At 43.6% G+C, this 18,078-nt stretch carries 16 protein-coding genes; 8 read left to right on the forward strand and 8 right to left on the reverse strand.

Going from position 1 to position 18,078, the window contains the following annotated elements; all coding sequences use genetic code 11:
• Positions 1–59: 59 nt before the first annotated feature.
• The 6 genes from Q5H80_RS18280 to Q5H80_RS18305 form a co-directional block, all read right to left on the reverse strand.
• Positions 60–437, reverse strand: a complete 378-nt coding sequence (locus Q5H80_RS18280; RefSeq protein WP_304570778.1) for a VOC family protein — start codon at positions 435–437, stop codon at positions 60–62.
• A gap of 124 nt (positions 438–561) precedes the next feature.
• The gene (locus tag Q5H80_RS18285; protein WP_304569494.1) at positions 562–930 is read right to left on the reverse strand and encodes a hypothetical protein; all 369 of its coding nucleotides are present in this window, start codon (positions 928–930) and stop codon (positions 562–564) included.
• A gap of 299 nt (positions 931–1,229) precedes the next feature.
• Complete coding sequence (locus Q5H80_RS18290) at positions 1,230–2,042, reverse strand: hypothetical protein (protein ID WP_304569495.1); 813 nt, start codon at positions 2,040–2,042, stop codon at positions 1,230–1,232.
• 161 nt (positions 2,043–2,203) lie between these two features.
• Complete coding sequence (locus Q5H80_RS18295; protein ID WP_304569497.1) at positions 2,204–3,553, reverse strand: D-serine ammonia-lyase; 1,350 nt, start codon at positions 3,551–3,553, stop codon at positions 2,204–2,206.
• A 154-nt stretch (positions 3,554–3,707) separates the two neighbouring features.
• On the reverse strand, positions 3,708–4,490 hold the full coding sequence (locus tag Q5H80_RS18300; RefSeq protein ID WP_304569499.1) for a helix-turn-helix transcriptional regulator: 783 nt from the start codon (positions 4,488–4,490) through the stop codon (positions 3,708–3,710).
• An 82-nt stretch (positions 4,491–4,572) separates the two neighbouring features.
• On the reverse strand, positions 4,573–5,106 hold the full coding sequence (locus Q5H80_RS18305; RefSeq protein ID WP_304569500.1) for a YbhB/YbcL family Raf kinase inhibitor-like protein: 534 nt from the start codon (positions 5,104–5,106) through the stop codon (positions 4,573–4,575).
• A 243-nt stretch (positions 5,107–5,349) separates the two neighbouring features.
• Between Q5H80_RS18305 and Q5H80_RS18310 the strand changes: the two genes are divergently transcribed.
• The 4 genes from Q5H80_RS18310 (at position 5,350) to Q5H80_RS18325 (ending at position 10,680) form a co-directional block, all read left to right on the forward strand.
• Entirely contained in the window at positions 5,350–6,759 is a 1,410-nt protein-coding gene (locus Q5H80_RS18310; protein WP_304569501.1) for a DUF3404 domain-containing protein, read from the forward strand.
• Entirely contained in the window at positions 6,737–7,387 is a 651-nt protein-coding gene (locus Q5H80_RS18315) for a response regulator transcription factor (RefSeq protein ID WP_304569503.1), read from the forward strand. Before Q5H80_RS18310 ends, Q5H80_RS18315 begins: the two co-directional genes overlap by 23 nt.
• Positions 7,384–8,202 carry a DUF2861 family protein gene (locus Q5H80_RS18320; protein WP_304569504.1) on the forward strand — a complete coding sequence of 273 codons (819 nt, stop codon included), beginning with the start codon at positions 7,384–7,386 and terminating at the stop codon, positions 8,200–8,202. The genes Q5H80_RS18315 and Q5H80_RS18320 overlap by 4 nt, the downstream gene beginning before the upstream one ends.
• Positions 8,203–8,346: 144 nt before the next feature.
• Entirely contained in the window at positions 8,347–10,680 is a 2,334-nt protein-coding gene (locus Q5H80_RS18325; RefSeq protein WP_304569505.1) for a glycoside hydrolase, read from the forward strand.
• Between the two features lie 68 nt (positions 10,681–10,748).
• On the opposite strand, the gene Q5H80_RS18330 is transcribed toward Q5H80_RS18325, so the two are convergent.
• Complete coding sequence (locus Q5H80_RS18330) at positions 10,749–11,651, reverse strand: LysR family transcriptional regulator (protein WP_304569506.1); 903 nt, start codon at positions 11,649–11,651, stop codon at positions 10,749–10,751.
• Positions 11,652–11,779: 128 nt separating this feature from the next.
• On the opposite strand from Q5H80_RS18330, the gene Q5H80_RS18335 reads away from it, so the two are divergent.
• The 4 genes from Q5H80_RS18335 to Q5H80_RS18350 all read left to right on the forward strand — a co-directional run bounded on the left by Q5H80_RS18335 (position 11,780) and on the right by Q5H80_RS18350 (position 16,605).
• Positions 11,780–12,844, forward strand: coding sequence for an HlyD family secretion protein (locus tag Q5H80_RS18335; protein WP_304569507.1), 1,065 nt, complete (start codon positions 11,780–11,782; stop codon positions 12,842–12,844).
• 3 nt (positions 12,845–12,847) lie between these two features.
• Positions 12,848–14,398 (forward strand): DHA2 family efflux MFS transporter permease subunit, encoded by a 1,551-nt coding sequence (locus Q5H80_RS18340; RefSeq protein WP_304569508.1) that lies wholly within the window; start codon positions 12,848–12,850, stop codon positions 14,396–14,398.
• A 288-nt stretch (positions 14,399–14,686) separates the two neighbouring features.
• The gene (locus Q5H80_RS18345) at positions 14,687–16,276 is read left to right on the forward strand and encodes a response regulator (protein ID WP_304569510.1); all 1,590 of its coding nucleotides are present in this window, start codon (positions 14,687–14,689) and stop codon (positions 16,274–16,276) included.
• Positions 16,270–16,605: an Hpt domain-containing protein gene (locus Q5H80_RS18350; RefSeq protein ID WP_304569511.1), complete on the forward strand. Its 336-nt coding sequence runs from the start codon at positions 16,270–16,272 to the stop codon at positions 16,603–16,605. The genes Q5H80_RS18345 and Q5H80_RS18350 overlap by 7 nt, the downstream gene beginning before the upstream one ends.
• A gap of 113 nt (positions 16,606–16,718) precedes the next feature.
• On the opposite strand, the gene Q5H80_RS18355 is transcribed toward Q5H80_RS18350, so the two are convergent.
• Positions 16,719–18,008, reverse strand: coding sequence for a glycosyltransferase (locus Q5H80_RS18355; protein WP_304569512.1), 1,290 nt, complete (start codon positions 18,006–18,008; stop codon positions 16,719–16,721).
• Positions 18,009–18,078: the final 70 nt, after the last annotated feature.

Raw genomic sequence — 18,078 nt, forward strand, 5'->3', positions numbered from 1 at the left:
GACTCGAAAAGTTGTGTTCTTGAAGAGTAAAGAAATGCGTACGGATTTAGTGCTTAAGCTTAATAATTCGAGACCTCAATCAGGTTGCCATCAGGATCTCGAATATAAACAGAGACAATTTTTCCCATTGCACCTGTTCGCGGTACTGGTCCATCTTCTATCACGACTCCTTGCGCTTGGATATGCTCGCTTACCTCCGTCATTGGTGTATTAGTAATAAAACAAAGGTCAGCACTGCCCGCTTGAACTCGTTTTGCCTTTGGTTCGAACTCATTACCTAATTGATGAAGATTTATCTTTTGATTGCCGAACGACAACGCCAAGCGTCCTTCCCCGAATTGGATGAGCTTCATACCCAATACGCGCTGATAAAAATCGACCGTTACCTCTATATCTTTAACAGTTAGCACTAAGTGATCTAAATGACTAATTTCCATCATTACCTTCCTATAACTAAGAGTGGTAAGGGCTTATTGGCGGTGACTAGGGCGTGTTAGGTGAACAATGTCATTCGGCAACACACAAAACTCATAGCGAAGGTGTAGGTTGGAATTATTGAAATTAACCTTCGCGCTTACTGAGCGTGTAGGAAACAAAACTATCACCACCTACCTTGAATACCCAAACATTCTCGTCATCTACAAACTGAAATTGATTGGTTGATTCTGTCGGTTTTAATTTCCCAATAAATTCAGACAATGCTGGCTCATTGATAACGAAGCTTCCTTCTGAAGTATTCGCATCCAGATCGTTGTTCACTTCAATTTTCACGGTAGATTTAGGCAGAATATCAGGTAACCAGCCTCTGTCGAACAAGCGCTCTTCTTTGGCTTTCCCATAAGTCGAGTATTCACTGCTTACCACATCAGAGCAACCAGACAGCAAGACCAAAGCAGGAAGTAACAAAGGGAGTAGAACGTTAATTTTCATTCAATTACCATAACTTGAAAGCTAGAGTTTGAGATCATGCGTTGCCATACAACCTCATTTCCATTCACAAAATCCATTTTATAAATCAACTACAATCATCATTCAAATTAATTGACTTTATTTACATCCAAGCCAGTAATTAGTGGCTAAACTCCTTAGTATTGAGCTCTTATTCTTAAACTTTCTATAATTAAGTAATCGCTCTTTCATATACTCGATTTTTGGCCTGTTGAAAGTATCGCTATCGGCCAAATAATACGGGTTACCTACACCCGGGAATAGAGCTTAGGACTAACGCGTTATAGGCGCGTACACAGGCCGATGATTCGGTCACACATGGCTTGATTTACTGAAAAGTGCGTATTCAAAAACGCCAATTGCGCGAGTGCCGATTCTGCCGTTCTGTCATAGCCTTGCGTGAACGTTGGCAATATCTTAGCAAATTGAGGGAAGCGCGCCTCTAGCCTTCTATCCGACATAAATTCATCAACGAATTCTGGCTCAGACTTTTCAGTTTTATCGACAAGATCAATTAGACGATTAAGCCCGTAAGATTGCACAAACCGACTCCCAGAAAGCTTTTCACCGCGGTTATAACGAGACATACCCACATAAAGATTGGTCAGTGCTTCACCGATGATCCACGCTTGGGAGTTACGCTCTTCGACACCCTTTTCAGTAGGCACACAACACTGAGTATCAAAGTCGGCTTCCTGCCAAACAATACGGCCTTCAGCAAATGGAATATGCGCTAATTCGTGTGGTTCGAATACCGCAAACTCACAGAATATTCCATCGGCATAAAGTACTTTATAACCATCGACAGTGTTCCTTACGGCATAGTCGATTGGAAGAATGTCAGATAACCAATGCAAGCTGTCTAAGAAATACTGCTTGTGCCCGTTCTGCACTATCGCAAAGAAATCGACATCTGAATATTGATCCAGTCGCTCCGTTTCAATGCCAACAGAACCGAGCCCCAATAAGGCATGCGCCTTACCAGAAGCTTTCAAAGATCCCCCAATCGCATCTAAACGCTGTAAGAGTTTTTCTGGTGTATTTGGCTGTAACGTTTCTTTTTTATTCGATTGAATCATTTTATCGGCTTGCATCTTTATGTCCCTATCAAGTTGAATGCTACTCAACCTAACTGACAGTTATAACAACGATGAAGCCTAATTTATAAAATCTGTGTTTAAGATAACGATCTGCGTAACTTATTGTTTCATTTAAACTCGTAAATCATCCACCAGCGTCCGTTTTCCTATTCGATTTACAACGAAGACTTAGCTAGATATGCTGCCATTTCTTGCTCTGGCACCATGCCTCCGCCAGTCGCCCATACAAGATGTGTGGCATTGGCTAGCACCGACTCGTCAATATCTAGACGAGCAAGGTATTCTCTATTCTGTTCAACATGAATCACACCCGGCATACCCGCGAGTGCTGAAGGCTCCAATTGAATACCTTCCGCTTTATTCAATTCACTGAGCAAGTAGTACATACGTTTGTCGGTTAACGTGTAATAGCCGTCTAGTAAACGTTCCATAGCTCGACCAACAAAACCAGAAGCACGGCCAACTGCGAGCCCATCTGCTGCGGTTAGATTATCAATACCGAGATCTTGGACTGCTATTTCATCATGCAAGCCGGTATGGACACCCAACAACATACAAGGCGAATGGGTCGGCTCAGCAAAAATACAATGGACATGGTCACCAAAAGCCATCTTCAAGCCAAATGCGACACCGCCGGGGCCTCCACCGACTCCACATGGCAAGTAAACGAATAATGGGTGTTCTTTGTCGACGACAATCTGCTGCTGACCAAATTGCTGTTTGAGCCTTTCTCCAGCTACAGAATAACCAAGAAATAGAGTTTGAGAGTTTTCATCATCAATGAAGAAACAACTCGGGTCTTGTTCCGCTTCTTTACGTCCTTGCTCTACCGCAACACCATAATCTTGCTCATATTCGACCACATTGACACCATGCTCACGCAGTTTGTTTTTCTTCCACGCTCTCGCATCAGCAGACATGTGAACCGACACTGTAAAGCCTAACTTGGCACTCATGATGCCAATCGACATGCCTAAGTTACCCGTGGACCCTACCGCAATGCTGTATTGTTGGAAGAAGTCACGAAATTCAGGTGCGAGCAACTTACTGTAGTCATCGCTCTCACACAGTAACCCAGCTTCAATGGCAAGCTTCTCGGCATGCGTTAGTACTTCATAAATACCACCACGGGCTTTGATTGAACCTGAAATCGGCAAGTGACTGTCTTTTTTCATCATCAAACGCCCTTTGATAAGCTGCTGATAATGCGCTTCTAAGACTGATTTCATAGATGGAATGCCAACAAGCTCAGACTCGATGATGCCATCGGTCACTTGTGTTTCAGGGAATGCCTTCGCTAGATAAGGGGCAAACCTTTGTAATCGCAGGCTTGCATCTTGAATGTCCTCTTCGCTTAACCCCACATAAGGTAAACCTTGCTCTAACGTCGTGATGTTTGGGTTAAACCAACTCACTTCTTCTAGCGCTATAAGTTGTTTTAGCAACGGAAAATCGTTGGTGAGCTTCTCTATATTTAATTCACTTTTTGGGTTCAAATCAGTCATGGGTGACCTTCTCTGGTATAGCGCCATCATCTCTGGTACACAGCAATCTGCGCTCGTACAAACATTTGGTTTTGAGCTTATTAAAACGGTATTCATTTAATTATTCAATGACCTGTAGTTAACTAGGCTTGCTTTGCTCGGTACGTCTTACGACTTAATTGCTGACCACTGTCTTGATGTATTCACTGGGCGACAAACCAAATTTTCCTTTAAAGCGCTGACTAAAACGTCCTTCCGATTGATAACCGCAAGACTGGGCCAACATCGCAACATTCTGCTGTCCGTGTTGCATCAGATAAAGCGCGCGACTCAAGCGAACTTCAGCCAGTACCTCACGATATTGCATGCCTTCAAGTTTCAATTTACGGATAAGCGTGGCGCGGCTCATCGCAAAGCGCTCTGCTACCGACTCTAACGAATGTTTCTCGTCCGGTGAATGCGAAAGGTAGTGGCTGAGTTTCTGGCTAAACGAGACGTTTGAGCTAATAAACAATCGATGCAGCACGCCCTTCTCGGCTAATTGCTGATACAAACCCTGCAACCAAAATTGTTGAGTTTGTTCGCTCATGCTCTGACGATCAAACGAAAACAACGCGTTGAGAGAATCTTGCAAACCTCGATCTACCTCTACGGTGGGTAAATCCAGCTCATTTTCTCGATCCTCACTGAGATCGAGTATTGCTTGCGTCGGTTGGAAATGAAAACTGAATACACGCGAAAGGAAACGTCCTTTGTGGGGCATGTTCTCAAAACTCAATGACGCTGATGCCTCACACAGCAGCAGCGCAGAATGTGAGAGTTCTGTCGCTGAGTCTTTCCAAAACAGGCGCTTACTGCCTGTAATGATCTGAATAATACTAGGGGATAGAATCCTCACATTACGCAGTTTTTGTAACTGCTCTGCACGAAAGATCGTCACTTGATATTGATGATTCATCTCATCCCCTTGTTTGCTTATTTGCTTATTATGTACGTGTATAAGCTTTTAACGTATATAAGCTATTAACGAACATAAGCTATTAGCGTGTATAAGTTGCCGTCAGTTTCGCTTTGTCTAAAGCCATGCTGTTCAACGTGAATCCAACCACAGCCGACGGCGTGTTTTCGTCTAGGTTAAGTTTGTCCGTTGGTAATGCCCAAACCGTGAATTGATAACGGTGCATACCATCTTTTTCTGGTGGACAAGCGCCACCGAAACCTACCGTTCCATAATCTATGCGGCCTTCTTTGCCACCCACTTTAGAAATATCGACACCACGAGGTAGCTCGCTCACTGTTGCTGGAATATCAAATGCGACCCAGTGCCAGAAACCACTTTCAGTCGGAGCATCTGGATCATAAGCCGTGATTGCAAAGCTTTTAGTTCCTGATGGAGCATCTTTCCACATCAATTGTGGTGATAGGTTACCGCCGTCACAACCCCAACTTGAGTATTCAAAGGTCTTCGCCATTGGGTGACCTTCTTGAATATCGTTACTGATTAATTCGAACGCTTGAGCAGAGCCTGCCGCCAAAACACTAATTGCCAATACTGATTTGATGATGAGTTTCATGATAGTTCCTCTTATTAGGTATGAGTCCAGTATAGTTCCCTCCACACGCCCAGTGATGACAATAAGTACACAATTATCTAATTTAACCCAAATAAATGATACTTACTGTATTTTTACTTTATTATTTAAAAGCATGACCCACTCGACAATTTGTTGTTAAAAGAACACTTGTTGACATTCAGGTTACAAATCGCATCCAAAACTCTTTAGACTCTCCCCACGACTTTTAACGAGAATGATTGGATGCACAGGTTTACATTGGCTCTTTGCTTAACCTTTTGGCTCCCTACACTAGCCAATGCCCAAAGTTTGCAAGACAAGTGGCAAACTCTGTATCAATTGAGCTGGCAATCGTCTCCTATCTCAGTTTCTCAGAAAGAGTTAACCCAGTACCCGAAAGCACTTCTTCAGGAAAGCAGCCGCTACCCGGATTTCAACCAATTCAGTTGGGAAGACATCGCCGCACTCGCCTCGATACAAGATCACTGCCGAGCGATTGAAAATGCCAACCCTTCTTTGAACGATGCCATCGAATTCGAACTCGCTGTGTGTCAAGAACAACCCTTGGATTCAATCTGGTTCGCGGCACACTCAAAACGACACCCTGCTGGTGGTAGCTTCGCTGATCGTTACGTAGCTCGTTACCCAGAAAACAGTGAGCAAATTCATCCGTTTTTGAGTATCAGTAATCCTTTGCATCCGTTATTTTCCAAGCTAGAAAACTTAACCACGCAAGGCAGAGAAGCACTGCTCAATGGATACCGCGCTTGGCAACAAGGTGATGAGCTTTGGTTGAGTGGCGAACAAGGTTGGAAAGCGATTCCATCGGAAGTTTGGAAGCCTATCGCCGAGCAACAAGAAGTGATCTTGTCAGGCGAAAGCTGTTCTTTTCGTTACAGTAACCTGTGCCTGAGCGAGTCAAGCAACGACAACCTGATCATGAAAACGTTGATCTTTACATTGCTGTTTACATTGTTATCCGGGCTCGGCAGAGTCTTGTACCTAAGAACAAAACAACGAAAAGAGAGGCAGTTCGTTTTACAGCTTCTTACTCATGAACTGCGCACGCCAATTACTAGCCTTGGCTTAACCGTTGAAATGTTCAGAAACCGCTACGATGATTTTCCCGATGAGACCCAAGGGGCAGTTTGGCGTTTAATTTCAGACTATCAAAGGCTTTCTCAGCTCACCGAAAACAGCAAAGTGTATCTAAGTTCGGATCAGTCGGAGCCTTTGTTGAAGCAAAACGCATCATTGGAAGAGTGGCTCGACCATGTCTGCGAAAAGCACAATATTACTTATCAATGTGAAGCAAGAGATGTTGAACTTAACTTGCCTTATTACTGGCTGACCATTTGTTTAGATAACTTGATAAAGAATGCTAAGCAGCATGGACAAGGTAAGGTTTTAGTTAAGCTCTCCCTTGCAGATAAACTGAGAATAGAAGTACAAGATGAGGGTCACTTTCCCTCTTTGATACAACGACTTATTTCAAGAACAACACGGTGCGCCAATCACAAACAAGATAATATGGGCATTGGCCTGACTATTGTCGAACACTTGATGAAACAAGCGAATGGCCGTCTCATCATTCTCCGTAATCCAACCCGATGTATTTTGGAAATCGCTTATGAACACCCTACTGCTGATTGAAGACGACCAACTGCTTGGGCAAGGCCTCGTCAGCTTCTTTGAGTCCAATGGTTATCAATGCCTTTGGGTGCAAGATGCTCAGCGTGCCAATAAGCTGTGGTTACGTGCCGATCTCGTGGTGCTTGATCGACAACTTGAAGACGGCGACAGCTTGCGACACTTGCCTAATTGGTTACTGCTCAAAGCGCTACCTGTGATTGTGTTGACCGCCAAAGTTGAAGTTCAACAACGTGTTGAAGGTTTAATGGCAGGTGCCAAAGATTACGTGACTAAGCCATTTTCGAACGATGAATTGCTTGCTAGAGTCATTACGCAGCTTCGGCCGTTAGGTGTTAGCCACTTAAATTACGCAAATATCCAAATCAACTTGTCGGAACGGATCGCTTATCTGGATGAAAATCCAATCACGTTGAAACCTAAAGAGTTTCAACTATTGATACTGTTTATTCAGAACCAAAGTCGTGTGTTTCATCGAGATGAGTTGCTCAATAAAATTTGGGGTTATCAAGCCTTCCCAAGTACAAGAACCGTTGATAACCACATCCTACGCCTGCGCCAGAAGCTGCCAACCCTGAAGATCGAAACACATCGTGGCGTTGGTTATCGTTTGGCTGGGGAATCACAATGAAAGTAAGATCTCTAACAGCACTGTTCTGTACATTGCCCTTTGCGTGTAATGCGGCTTGGTTTACAGACACGCCATTGCAACACACCTATCAATCGCTGCTCGACAATCAACCACAAGTGGCATGGCAAGAACTGCAAATCGCGCTTGATCAGGCGGAGCTTAATAGCCAACTTTGGCTACCCGTTAAACAAGAGATCCTGAGTCGGACTCAATGTGGAAGCACTCTTGAACAAAGTGCTACACCCAACAACCACATTCAAGTCAGCTTCATCAAGCGCCACGGTCTTTCATCACAAGGCTATCAGATTAAAGTGTCTGCAGAGCAGTTGAATGAAGCAGTAGAAGATCAAATACGAAGCATCTCTTTGATTTCACCAGAAGGAAAAGTGGTTATCGAAGGACAACTCAATTCTGATGTCGAATATCAAGAGATTGAAACCAGTGAGATGTTCATCAAACCGGAATCGGGTGTTTATCAGTTAACGATAGGTTCGAACAACTACCCTATTATTGTTGCTTTAGACGACAACAAGCGGTGGCTAACACTCGAAAGCAAACTCAACGACCCTCACATTGTGGTAACACCGCCTGAGATAATCGACAGCTGCCCAGGCGCCAATGTCAGTTGGCAGTGGTTTGACGAAAACTACGATATGTTAGGCTTCAAGGTACTAATCAAAACAACACAAGCATCTCTTCCTACAGAAAGCCCAATCGGATCTGAAGCTAAACACTTGAGTGCATCGGTTGAAATGTTTGAATACCAAGGTGCGATTGAAATCCAATATGTACAGCGTGTCGCGGTGCCTTTCTAAGTTAAGCTCGCATCTCACAGACATTCGTAACAAGCTGCAAAACCTGTAATATGCTAATGGCGCTTCGAATAGAGACATATAGGTGACAAAACACCAACGCGACTTGGGTGTAATGACCGTACTTACCCTTTACGGAATCTAGATATGGTCAACGTTCGTCATCAACTTAATTTTACGTCTTTTGCTATTGCAGCTCTATTCACGACTTGTGCGCTCTCGGCAAACGCACAAGATAATCAAGTCACTCTTATCAGCAATAGCCACACCAACAACATTAACGCCAGCAACATAGTGTCGATTTCAACAAAAACATTAGCGATAGATTGGAATGGCTTAAGCGTTAATAGCACTGCTTTGACCGTTGATCATCAACCTCAAAAAGTTACCCTCCTAGTCATAGACTCAAAAACCAAGGCATCTTGGACACTCATGCCGAGCGGAATCAATGTTGAAGCTGAGTTGAAGGATCATAATCTTCTTGTCCAATTCACCTTACCTGAAAACACACAAGTAAAACGAAATCAACCCATTGAACTCGTTTGGTTTGACCTAGCAGAACAACAAACTCAGACTCTATTTCTGCCCTTTAGTGAGGGTATGCGCGTACCGACCAACAATAAGCAATGGGCCAATTACTTAGTCGAAAGCCATTCAGGAAGTAACACCACTCAAGACTTAAAAATGCCATTTTGGACGGTACAACAGGACGATCAATTCATCAGTTATCAGATGATTAATCCAACCAACAACCAATTGTTCTTTTCTGATGCATCATCGAATACACCCTCTGATAAGAAGACCAAGATTGATATGAGCGCTTCGCACCAATTTACAACGCTGAATCAATCACAGCCTTTTACCGTTCGGATAACACTTGGAGACTCTTGGTTAGATGGCGCTAAACACTATCGCGATTGGCGAATTGATAATGGTCTCTCTGAGTCGCTTGTCGAAAAGCAAAAGCGTAACCCAGATGTGAGTAAGCTGATCGGCGCAAGCCACATCTACTTGTTTGGTAAAAACCCTTTAAGTATCCAAGATGTGAGCGACTGGTGGGGATTAAAAGCCTGGTATCTAGAGGGCTCTAAACTAAACATTTCAAGTGAAGCGAAGCGAGAGTTATCAACTATCTCCAAGGGCAAAGATTGGTTTAGCCAGTATCACAAACAGCTGTTGTTGGACTCTATTAGCCAGTCATTACAACGCTTGTACCCTGTTGCAACGCCAACACTTGTTGATAACACCATTAAAGCTCAACACACCGCAGCTCAGAGCAAGAAAAGCTGGGTGATTAAGCATGCTTCCTCTTATCTCAACGCACCGGATACTTGGGGACAAGCCTTGTCGTCGGATATGGTCAGCAACCTAAATAAAGCGGGCTTGAATAAGCTGTGGTTAGGCTTCGATAACTGGATGCCAGCATTCTATCAACCGAATGCGGTAGAACTGGCTAAGCAATCTGGTTATCTGGTTGGAACCTATGACTCCTACAACACAGCCATTCCTGCGAAGCTCAATGACAACTGGCTAACCGCTCAATTACCAGAGTCGATGCGTCAAAGTTGTGCGATTGAAATGGCGGATGCCAGTTTGAAAAAAGGATTTCGAGGAAACGGTTTTTACTTGAATCCGAATTGCCATTTGGATTACGTAAAACAGCGCGCCGTAGACATCATGCGTTTTGGTCACTTCAATAGCCTGTTCCTAGATGTTGATGCGACGGCGATGGCGCGTGAAGATTACCGCGATAACACCAGTGAGTCGGATATGCTTTCTGCCTTCAATAACCGAATGCAGTGGTTAAGCGCTCAACCAGATTTGGTGCTTGGTTCTGAAGATGGCAATAGCCTGACGACAAAAGGCATCGCGTTTGCACACGGCTTAGAAACAGTTGGCTTTGGTTGGTCAGACAAAGAGATGAAAGAAAACCTCCAATCACCTTATTACTTGGGTCGTTGGTATCCAGACCATAAACCTGACTTCTTCTTCAAGTCAGCTAAGGTCAAAGAACCCTACAAGTCATTGTTGTTTTCACCTCAATACCGAATTCCGCTATACCAAGCCGTATTCCATGATGAAGTGATTAACAGCCACCACTGGCATTCAGACAGCTTGAAATTCACCGATGTGAAAGCCCATCGTGATTTGACTGCCATGCTTTACAACACGCCAGCGATGGTTCACTTAGCGAGAGATGAAGCATTATCGGTCTCAAGCCCAAGGATTAAGGCTCTGAAGCACTATCAAGATGGATTTGAGCCAATACATGAGCAGTTATGGGATAAACAATTAGTCGACTTCTTGTGGTTAGACAATAGCGGCAAGATTCAACAAACCGTGTTCAGTAACGGGAGTAAAATCATTGCCAACTTCTCCAACAAGGCCTTTCGTCACAACGGTATCGATATTGCTGGCCTATCGGTCAAAGCTATATTAGCGAATGGACAAGTCGTCGACTGGCAGCCCAATCATAGTTAGCTTCGATACGGTTTAGACAATAATGAATAATAGGAAGCCTAAGCACTTAACCGTTAAGGTTTACCCCGTTACTTTTGCTTCCTATTTTGAAATGCAGTCAGTAGATAGTCGATAAAGGCCTTCTTACGTTTCGGCATCAACTGTCTGTCTGCATACACTAGGCTTACTGAAACCTCTGGCATCTCATATTCAGGTAACAAACGAATCAACTTGCCAGTCTTGAAATGCTCACGACAAATGAACTCAGGCAGCACTGCTAAACCAAGCCCATCCACACACGCTGTTAGGCATGCCGTGATGGTATTCACCCGCAACTGACACGGCAGATCTATCAGTATCGACTCACCTGCTTCTAATTGTAAATGCCACTTGGGTAAACGTGCCGCCTTGTTCACGACCTCAACCATACGAAATGGAGATTTTAAGTCTGAGGGTGTTTTGATTTCTCCAAACTGTTCTAGATATTCAGGGCTCGCCACAAGCGTTCTTTTTGAAGTAGTAAGATATCGAGAAACCAGACTCGAATCCACCAGCTCACCAATTTGCGCGTAAAGGTCGATCCCCTCAGCGATTATATCGACTTCGCGGTTGGTTAATTCTAAATTTATCGTCACATTCGGGTGTTCTTTTAAGAAACTGTGAATGTATTGCGCTAATACTTGGTGGCCTAATTCTACGGGGAACACCACGTTTAAAGGACCACGAATCAGGTCTTGGTTTGCTGAAACTTCTAATTCTGCTTGGTTCATGATCTCATGCATTTGCATGCTCGATTGGTAAAAACGCTCGCCCTCCGGTGTTAACACTAAACTTCGTGTCGAACGAGTGATCAACCTCACACCTAGGTGCTGCTCCAGTTCGTCTAGCTTTCGGCTGACAGTCGACTTGGTCATGTTCAATGCTTCTGCTGCGTGCGTGAAACTCCCGCAATCAACAACTTGTGTAAAAACAGTCACAGCATTTAAGTCCATCGTACTTCTCCCAAAACTCTATTAGTCAGATTTTTGCAACAGTGTTTCCCTTTTTTCCTATCTTATCAATCAATCGAATTAATTTACAATTCGTTACATCTAAATGAAAACAAAATGAGAATTAAAAAATGACAGAGAACAACAACGCTTCGCAATCAGTAAGCACAAAAAAACGTAAAAAAGCTCCGCTTATTGCTACTGCGATCATGCTGTCATTAGGTCTTGCTGGTGCCGGATATTGGTACGGCTATGGCCAGTACTTTGAATCTACTGATAACGCCTACCTACAAGGCGACATTACCAATATCAGCCCTAAAGTGTCTGGCTATATTGTTAAGTCTTACGTGAGTGATAACCAATCGGTGAAAGAAGGCGACCTATTGGTTCAAATCGATGACCGTGATTACCAATCTGCACTTGCACAAGCTCATGCACATTTAACAGTAGTCGAATCAAGCGTACACAATCTTGTCGCCCAACAAACATTACAACGTAGCAAAATTAACCAAGCAGAAAGCCGTGTCGATTCCGCACAAGCTGAATACGAGCGTGCAATTCAGCAAGTGGTGCGTTCTCGTAGCTTACTAAAACGTAACTACGCGTCTCAAGATGAAGTCGATAGCATGGCTGCACAGCAAAAAGTCACTCAAGCAGATCTCGAACAAGCAAAAGCAAACCTCGTTGCGACCAACGATCAATTAACCGTTATTGCTAGTGAGATAGAACAAGCAAACGCATCGGTGACTGAAGCTCAAGCGCAAAGAGATCAAGCACAACTTAATCTTGATTACACCAAAGTTTACGCGCCAGCAGATGGTGTAATTGGCAAACGCAGCGTACGAGAAGGTCTGTTAATTCAAGCCGGCGCGCCATTGATGAGTTTGGTACCAAACAACCAGGTGTGGATCGAAGCTAACTTCAAAGAGACACAGCTAAGCGGCATTCATAAAGGTCAATCCGTTGAAGTCAAACTGGATGCCTTCCCGGGACAACCACTCGAAGGCGTGGTCGACAGCTTCTCCCCTGCGACTGGCGCCAAGTTTGCACTCCTGCCACCAGAAAACGCGACCGGTAACTTCACTAAAATCGTTCAACGTGTACCGGTGAAAATCATCATTCCAGATCAGCAAGGGTTGAAAGGTCGACTGCTTCCTGGTTTGTCTGTGGTAGCGACCATAGATAAACGAGGCTAGATCATGAGTAACGCTGGTGTTGTCACCCACACTAATGATGATGGCGAGGTTTCAAGACGCCATTGGATCGCCCTATTTGGCGGTTTGATTGGCGCATTTATGGCGATTTTGGATATTCAAATCACCAACTCGTCTCTCAAAGACATTCAAGGTGCGCTGTCTGCCACCTTAGATGAAAGCTCGTGGATCTCTACGTCCTATCTAGTCGCAGAGATGATTGCTATCCCACTCAGTGGTTGGCTTTCTAAAGCGCTCGGAAAACGCCGTTATATCACGTGGACGACGGCCATCTTCACCATTTCATCTTTGTTGTGTTCGTTCTCTTGGAACATGACCTCGATGATCGTGTTCCGTGCAATCCAAGGTTTTAGTGGTGGTGCTTTAATCCCGCTTGCTTTCTCGCTAGTGATTCAGCTATTGCCCGTCAACAAGCGTGCTGTCGGTATGGCACTGTTTGGTGTAACCGCGACCTTTGCTCCATCGATCGGCCCAACATTTGGTGGCTGGCTGACGGAGAACTTCTCGTGGCACTATATTTTCTACATCAATATTCCGCCTGCGTTGCTTGTGATCACCATGATCCGATATGGCTTAGATGATGAAAAGCTCGACCTTGGCACGCTGAAAAAAGCGGACTGGTTTGGTATCGCGACCATGGCGTTAGGGCTAGGTTGTTTGGAAGTAGTGCTAGAAGAAGGTAACCGCGAAGAATGGTTCAGTTCGAGCTTCATCATAGGCTTAAGTATTGTGTCTGCAGTGAGCTTAGTTTACTTCGTGATAAACGAACTCCAACACAAAAAGCCACTGGTGAATTTGCGGCTATTGCGGGATGGGCAATTTGCTATGTCTTGTATCGCCTATTTGATTCTAGGGATGGCATTGCTCGGCTCTATCTATGTGCTGCCAATGTATCTCACTCAAATCCAACAGTACAATGCGATGGAGATTGGTGAAGTACTGATGTGGATGGGTTTCCCACAGTTGTTGATATTCCCAATCGTTCCTAAGCTGACGCAAATCATTAAGCCTAAGTACTTGGTGACCTTTGGTTTCGCGATGTTTGGCTTCAGTTGTTACGTGAATACACATATGACGATTGATTTTGGTGGCCAACAGTTGATTTTATCGATGGTTCTGCGCGCTATCGGTAGCCCGTTTATTATGGTTCCCCTGTCTTTGGTTGCAATGAAAAACATCAGCAAAATGGATACACCTGACGCATCGACTTTAACCAACGTAATGCGTAACTTAGGGGGTGCTTTCAGTATCGCGATTATTGCTACGTTGTTAGATAACAAAACTCGTGAACATCTTGCACATATTAAAGAGTCATTGCCTTCTGTGAGTCAATTAGGTTGGCAAACGCTTCAGCAACAACAAGCGTTTTTCATTCAGTCAGGAAGTGATGCCGCAACGGCGATGCAGCAAGCTCAAGCAAGTTTACTTGGCACCATGCAACGTGACGCTGACATTATGGCTTACAATGATGTGTTCTTAATGATGACGGCGTTCTTGGCTCTAGCTGCAGTATTGATTCTAAATATGCGTGATTAGCGCTAGAGTTTTGTTTAATAAAGCTTCAAGAAAAGAACAACATTTCGAATAAAAAATCGAACAATTAAACTGAGAGGTAAGCTTATCGGGTTGCCTCTTTTTTATTTCTAAAACACGTATAACCCCACGAAAATCAGGTAAAAGTAACCTGCGTTTGAAGTCTTTCATAAATGTTATCGAATACTCCTTAATTACCAATAGTTTATTGAGTGTTTGTATGTGATACTGGCACCTTGACAATGTGCAACTTGACGCCTAAATTAAAAATAACATTTGGTATTGAGGAAAATGGATTTGACCTTACCACCTGACCTACGAGTTTTAATTGTCGACGACTCCAAGAGTGCAACTATTCTTATAAAGCAGCAACTCTCGAGCTTGGGCATCTCACATGATTGCATCTTTATTGCGACCGACTATCGACAAGCAATTAAAGCGGTCGAGAGTCACTATTTTCATGTACTCCTCATCGATTACCACCTAGAGCAATTCTTCACGGGCTTTGAACTTTTGGGTATTCTGTATCGAAATCGCCTAATAGACCACACTGTGGCGACAATCTTGCTCTCTGGGGATATGCGTCAAGAAACGGTATTAACTGCCCTTTCAGGCGAGGCACACCATTTCGTTTCTAAACCGATTCATACTCAGAGGTTAGGTAAAAAGATCCAAAGTGCTGTGTCCGTCTCGAAGAAGCTGACACAACTGAACGAGTTATATCCAATCACCAGTCAGGATAAATTGGCTCAAGCATTAGCGATCTCGCCTAATGGCACTAGCGTTCAATTCGAAGCGACACTGATTGAACATTTAATTTCAGGTAAGAAATGGCAATTACTCTCTAGCGTCATTAACCACTCAAAAACCAACATGCACCCGACAAAACTGGTTGCTGAAGCTCTGATTCTCGACAGTTTAGGCAAACAGAATCTAGCCATAGATAAGCTCCACAACTTTCTGATAGCGCAGCCACTATCATTGAGCGTCATTGACTGCTTAAGCTGTATCTACGAAAAACATAAGATGCTGCTTCCTGCTCTGAAATTAGCGATTCGTGCATTTGAGATGACACCAAGTATCAGCCATCGTGCAATCAGAGCGATTGACTTGGCTGAGAACGCAGACAACACACGTATGATCATAAAGTTAGGTGAGATGTATGCGACCCATATTTCAGCTGCTGACATTGATGTCATCCACTCCATTTGTGCGCACTTTAATTCGTTAAAAGCGACTTATCAGCGCGAAACACAACTAAAGTACAAACGTATTTTGCTTGAGCATGCCAACCAATTCACCGAGTTGGTAAACCTGAAACTTCCGGTAAAACAACAGCAGCAGGTTTTGGCCAGCCTTGCCCTGTTTCAGAGCAGTATCTTGCTCATCGAAAATAGCCCTCAGGTTGCCCACAAAAAATTGATTAGAACTTCAACGCTGTTAGCTAATAATTTCCACAGCCAACCGACTTACTTGCTCGCTCAACTATTACCACTGCTCGTCCATTTTGGGGAGTACTCTCTTTATCACTTAGCAGTGGAATGCCTAAAATCTCGTGGAGAAACAGTAAACCACAAACTTGAGTCCAAAAATGTCGACCCTTCAACTTGTATAAACATTGAAAATTTTGGGTCAATACAGGAATTAAAAGATTATATTCACAGTTACCCATATTCAGTTGCCGCCAAACTTGACTATATATATGCCGTCCATAAAGCTCATATAGATGAAAAACTTAGCGACGGCTATTTAGAAGAAATCTTACAGTTAGAACTTCCGCCAAAATGGAACCAATGGATTAGTGACTCATTAAAGTATGGTTTTTCCACTAAGCCACCTAGCCCATTTTCAACATGCAGCCGACAGGAGTCCATATGCTAGATTTTGATGCCTTAAACGCTTACTTAGATAACGACAGAGATGTGATATTTGCTGTGTTGTCGACCTATCAAGAAGACCACGCGAATGCACTAGAAGAGATTCAAGAGCTCGTAAGTCAACAAGACTGGGGCAAGCTTCACTTTATCGTACACACACTAAAAGGAATCTTAGTCAGTTTTGGTGAAGATACGGCAACGGTCGCGTTAGAAAATGTCGAACAAAACACCTTAAAGAACCTTGCACCACAAGATGGTGATCTATCCATAATTTATAAAGAAGTTGAGATAATCAATAAACAGATCGAAGACGCATTAGTTCAATATTGCTAATACAGTCTGTTCATATCTAAGTCTCTAACTACAACGACTTCCTACAACGTAAAAAGAGCTAAGTATCACTTAGCTCTTTTTATTTCGTCTATTGGCTAGTCACCGTTTTGGCACTACGCATGTAAACCAGGTTGGGCACTCAATGATTTTGCACTCGTGATCCAATGACGTACAGACTGGGGAGACATCACTCGTGGGTTACCTAAATCACTGTCACCTGCTGCTGCCAGTTCTGGTGGCAATACATTTATGATTAATTCTAAGTCTTCGTGGGAATTAATTTCTCGCGTAAAGACATCAGCCATCTCCTCACTGTAGTCTCCGCCACGCGCTCTAGCAGCTTTAACAAGCCCATCAAGTAGCACATACCATGTCGTCATCGGCCCTTGAACCACTGACGCAGACTCAGCCGCAGAATCGATAAATGCAAAAGGCACGGTCACAATCGGTTGGTTGAATTCCATCGCTGCAAAAATCCAATCCGTATCAAATGAGAAATCAAAGACTGTTGGGTTTTCTAATATTTTTTCTAATATATTTCGGCCGTATAACTTAAACGCCGCTTGAGTATCTTTAATTCCACTATCAAAAATTTGTGCACCGATCATTCGTTGCATATGGCGAAGCGTCTTAATCCCAACTCCCCAACGCTCTTCTTGTTTTACCAATATCGAGTCAACGTGCTTTCTATTACCTAAGACGACTTGCGTACCTTCGCGATTATATGGCGCTAGCGCAAGGCCAATCTGCCCAAGATGAACAGAGTTATCAGCATCTGTATATAAAACGGCATCGACTCCATCTTTTAAAGATTGTTCACAACCTAAAATAATGGCTCCACCTTTGCGAGAGTCATCAGCACAAGCTAGATTTCTTAAAGCCCCATGCTCTACAGGTAACGTATCAGCTAAGCGTAATACCTGAATTTTTGCGCTCGTTGCTGCGTCATAACCCGCTTTGATGTTCTCTGCAATAGAAGCACTCCCATGCGGACAACCATCGTCAACGGCATATAGCTTCCAATTAACATTAGTATCTTCTGTCACCCATTGTAATTGCTCTACTTTAGTACGCAGAGAGTCCTCTCCATGGGGATTATCAGAACTCTTGGGCTGCAGACGATTTTGCTCACCCCACATCGCAAAGACCACGCCGACCTCTACAGGCTGACAAATGGCCTGGGTCTCTTTACGTGATTGGACTAGTTTAACAGCAAGTTTAAATTCTAGTGGGGCGCTGAATTGAAGAGACAAGTCATTCAAATTTTGTATGGTGAGGTTATCTATAGCTAATAGTCGGTCAGCAAGCCTAAGTAAGCTGCTTTGGTGTTGCGGTTCTGTAAGATCGAAATGTTCGTTAGAAGCGTTCAAAAGTTCAAGAGCGGTAGACAATGAAGTATCCATACATATTCCCTAGCGTGATGTTGTTATAATCACCTTTAGAATAGTATGCAAACCAACTCATATCAAACTT

This window comes from Vibrio sp. SNU_ST1 (assembly GCF_030563405.1).
In the GTDB taxonomy this organism is placed as follows: domain Bacteria; phylum Pseudomonadota; class Gammaproteobacteria; order Enterobacterales; family Vibrionaceae; genus Vibrio.

Excerpts from the sequence above, each read along its gene's own strand:
- Q5H80_RS18280 (WP_304570778.1), bottom strand. The coding sequence starts at position 437 with ATGGAAATTAGTCATTTAGATCACTTAGTGCTAACTGTTAAAGATATA.
- Q5H80_RS18285 (WP_304569494.1), bottom strand. The coding sequence starts at position 930 with ATGAAAATTAACGTTCTACTCCCTTTGTTACTTCCTGCTTTGGTCTTG.
- Q5H80_RS18290 (WP_304569495.1), bottom strand. The coding sequence starts at position 2,042 with ATGCAAGCCGATAAAATGATTCAATCGAATAAAAAAGAAACGTTACAG.
- Q5H80_RS18295 (WP_304569497.1), bottom strand. The coding sequence starts at position 3,553 with ATGACTGATTTGAACCCAAAAAGTGAATTAAATATAGAGAAGCTCACC.
- Q5H80_RS18300 (WP_304569499.1), bottom strand. The coding sequence starts at position 4,490 with ATGAATCATCAATATCAAGTGACGATCTTTCGTGCAGAGCAGTTACAA.
- Q5H80_RS18305 (WP_304569500.1), bottom strand. The coding sequence starts at position 5,106 with ATGAAACTCATCATCAAATCAGTATTGGCAATTAGTGTTTTGGCGGCA.
- Q5H80_RS18310 (WP_304569501.1), top strand. The coding sequence starts at position 5,350 with ATGCACAGGTTTACATTGGCTCTTTGCTTAACCTTTTGGCTCCCTACA.
- Q5H80_RS18315 (WP_304569503.1), top strand. The coding sequence starts at position 6,737 with ATGAACACCCTACTGCTGATTGAAGACGACCAACTGCTTGGGCAAGGC.
- Q5H80_RS18320 (WP_304569504.1), top strand. The coding sequence starts at position 7,384 with ATGAAAGTAAGATCTCTAACAGCACTGTTCTGTACATTGCCCTTTGCG.
- Q5H80_RS18325 (WP_304569505.1), top strand. The coding sequence starts at position 8,347 with ATGGTCAACGTTCGTCATCAACTTAATTTTACGTCTTTTGCTATTGCA.
- Q5H80_RS18330 (WP_304569506.1), bottom strand. The coding sequence starts at position 11,651 with ATGGACTTAAATGCTGTGACTGTTTTTACACAAGTTGTTGATTGCGGG.
- Q5H80_RS18335 (WP_304569507.1), top strand. The coding sequence starts at position 11,780 with ATGACAGAGAACAACAACGCTTCGCAATCAGTAAGCACAAAAAAACGT.
- Q5H80_RS18340 (WP_304569508.1), top strand. The coding sequence starts at position 12,848 with ATGAGTAACGCTGGTGTTGTCACCCACACTAATGATGATGGCGAGGTT.
- Q5H80_RS18345 (WP_304569510.1), top strand. The coding sequence starts at position 14,687 with ATGGATTTGACCTTACCACCTGACCTACGAGTTTTAATTGTCGACGAC.
- Q5H80_RS18350 (WP_304569511.1), top strand. The coding sequence starts at position 16,270 with ATGCTAGATTTTGATGCCTTAAACGCTTACTTAGATAACGACAGAGAT.
- Q5H80_RS18355 (WP_304569512.1), bottom strand. The coding sequence starts at position 18,008 with ATGGATACTTCATTGTCTACCGCTCTTGAACTTTTGAACGCTTCTAAC.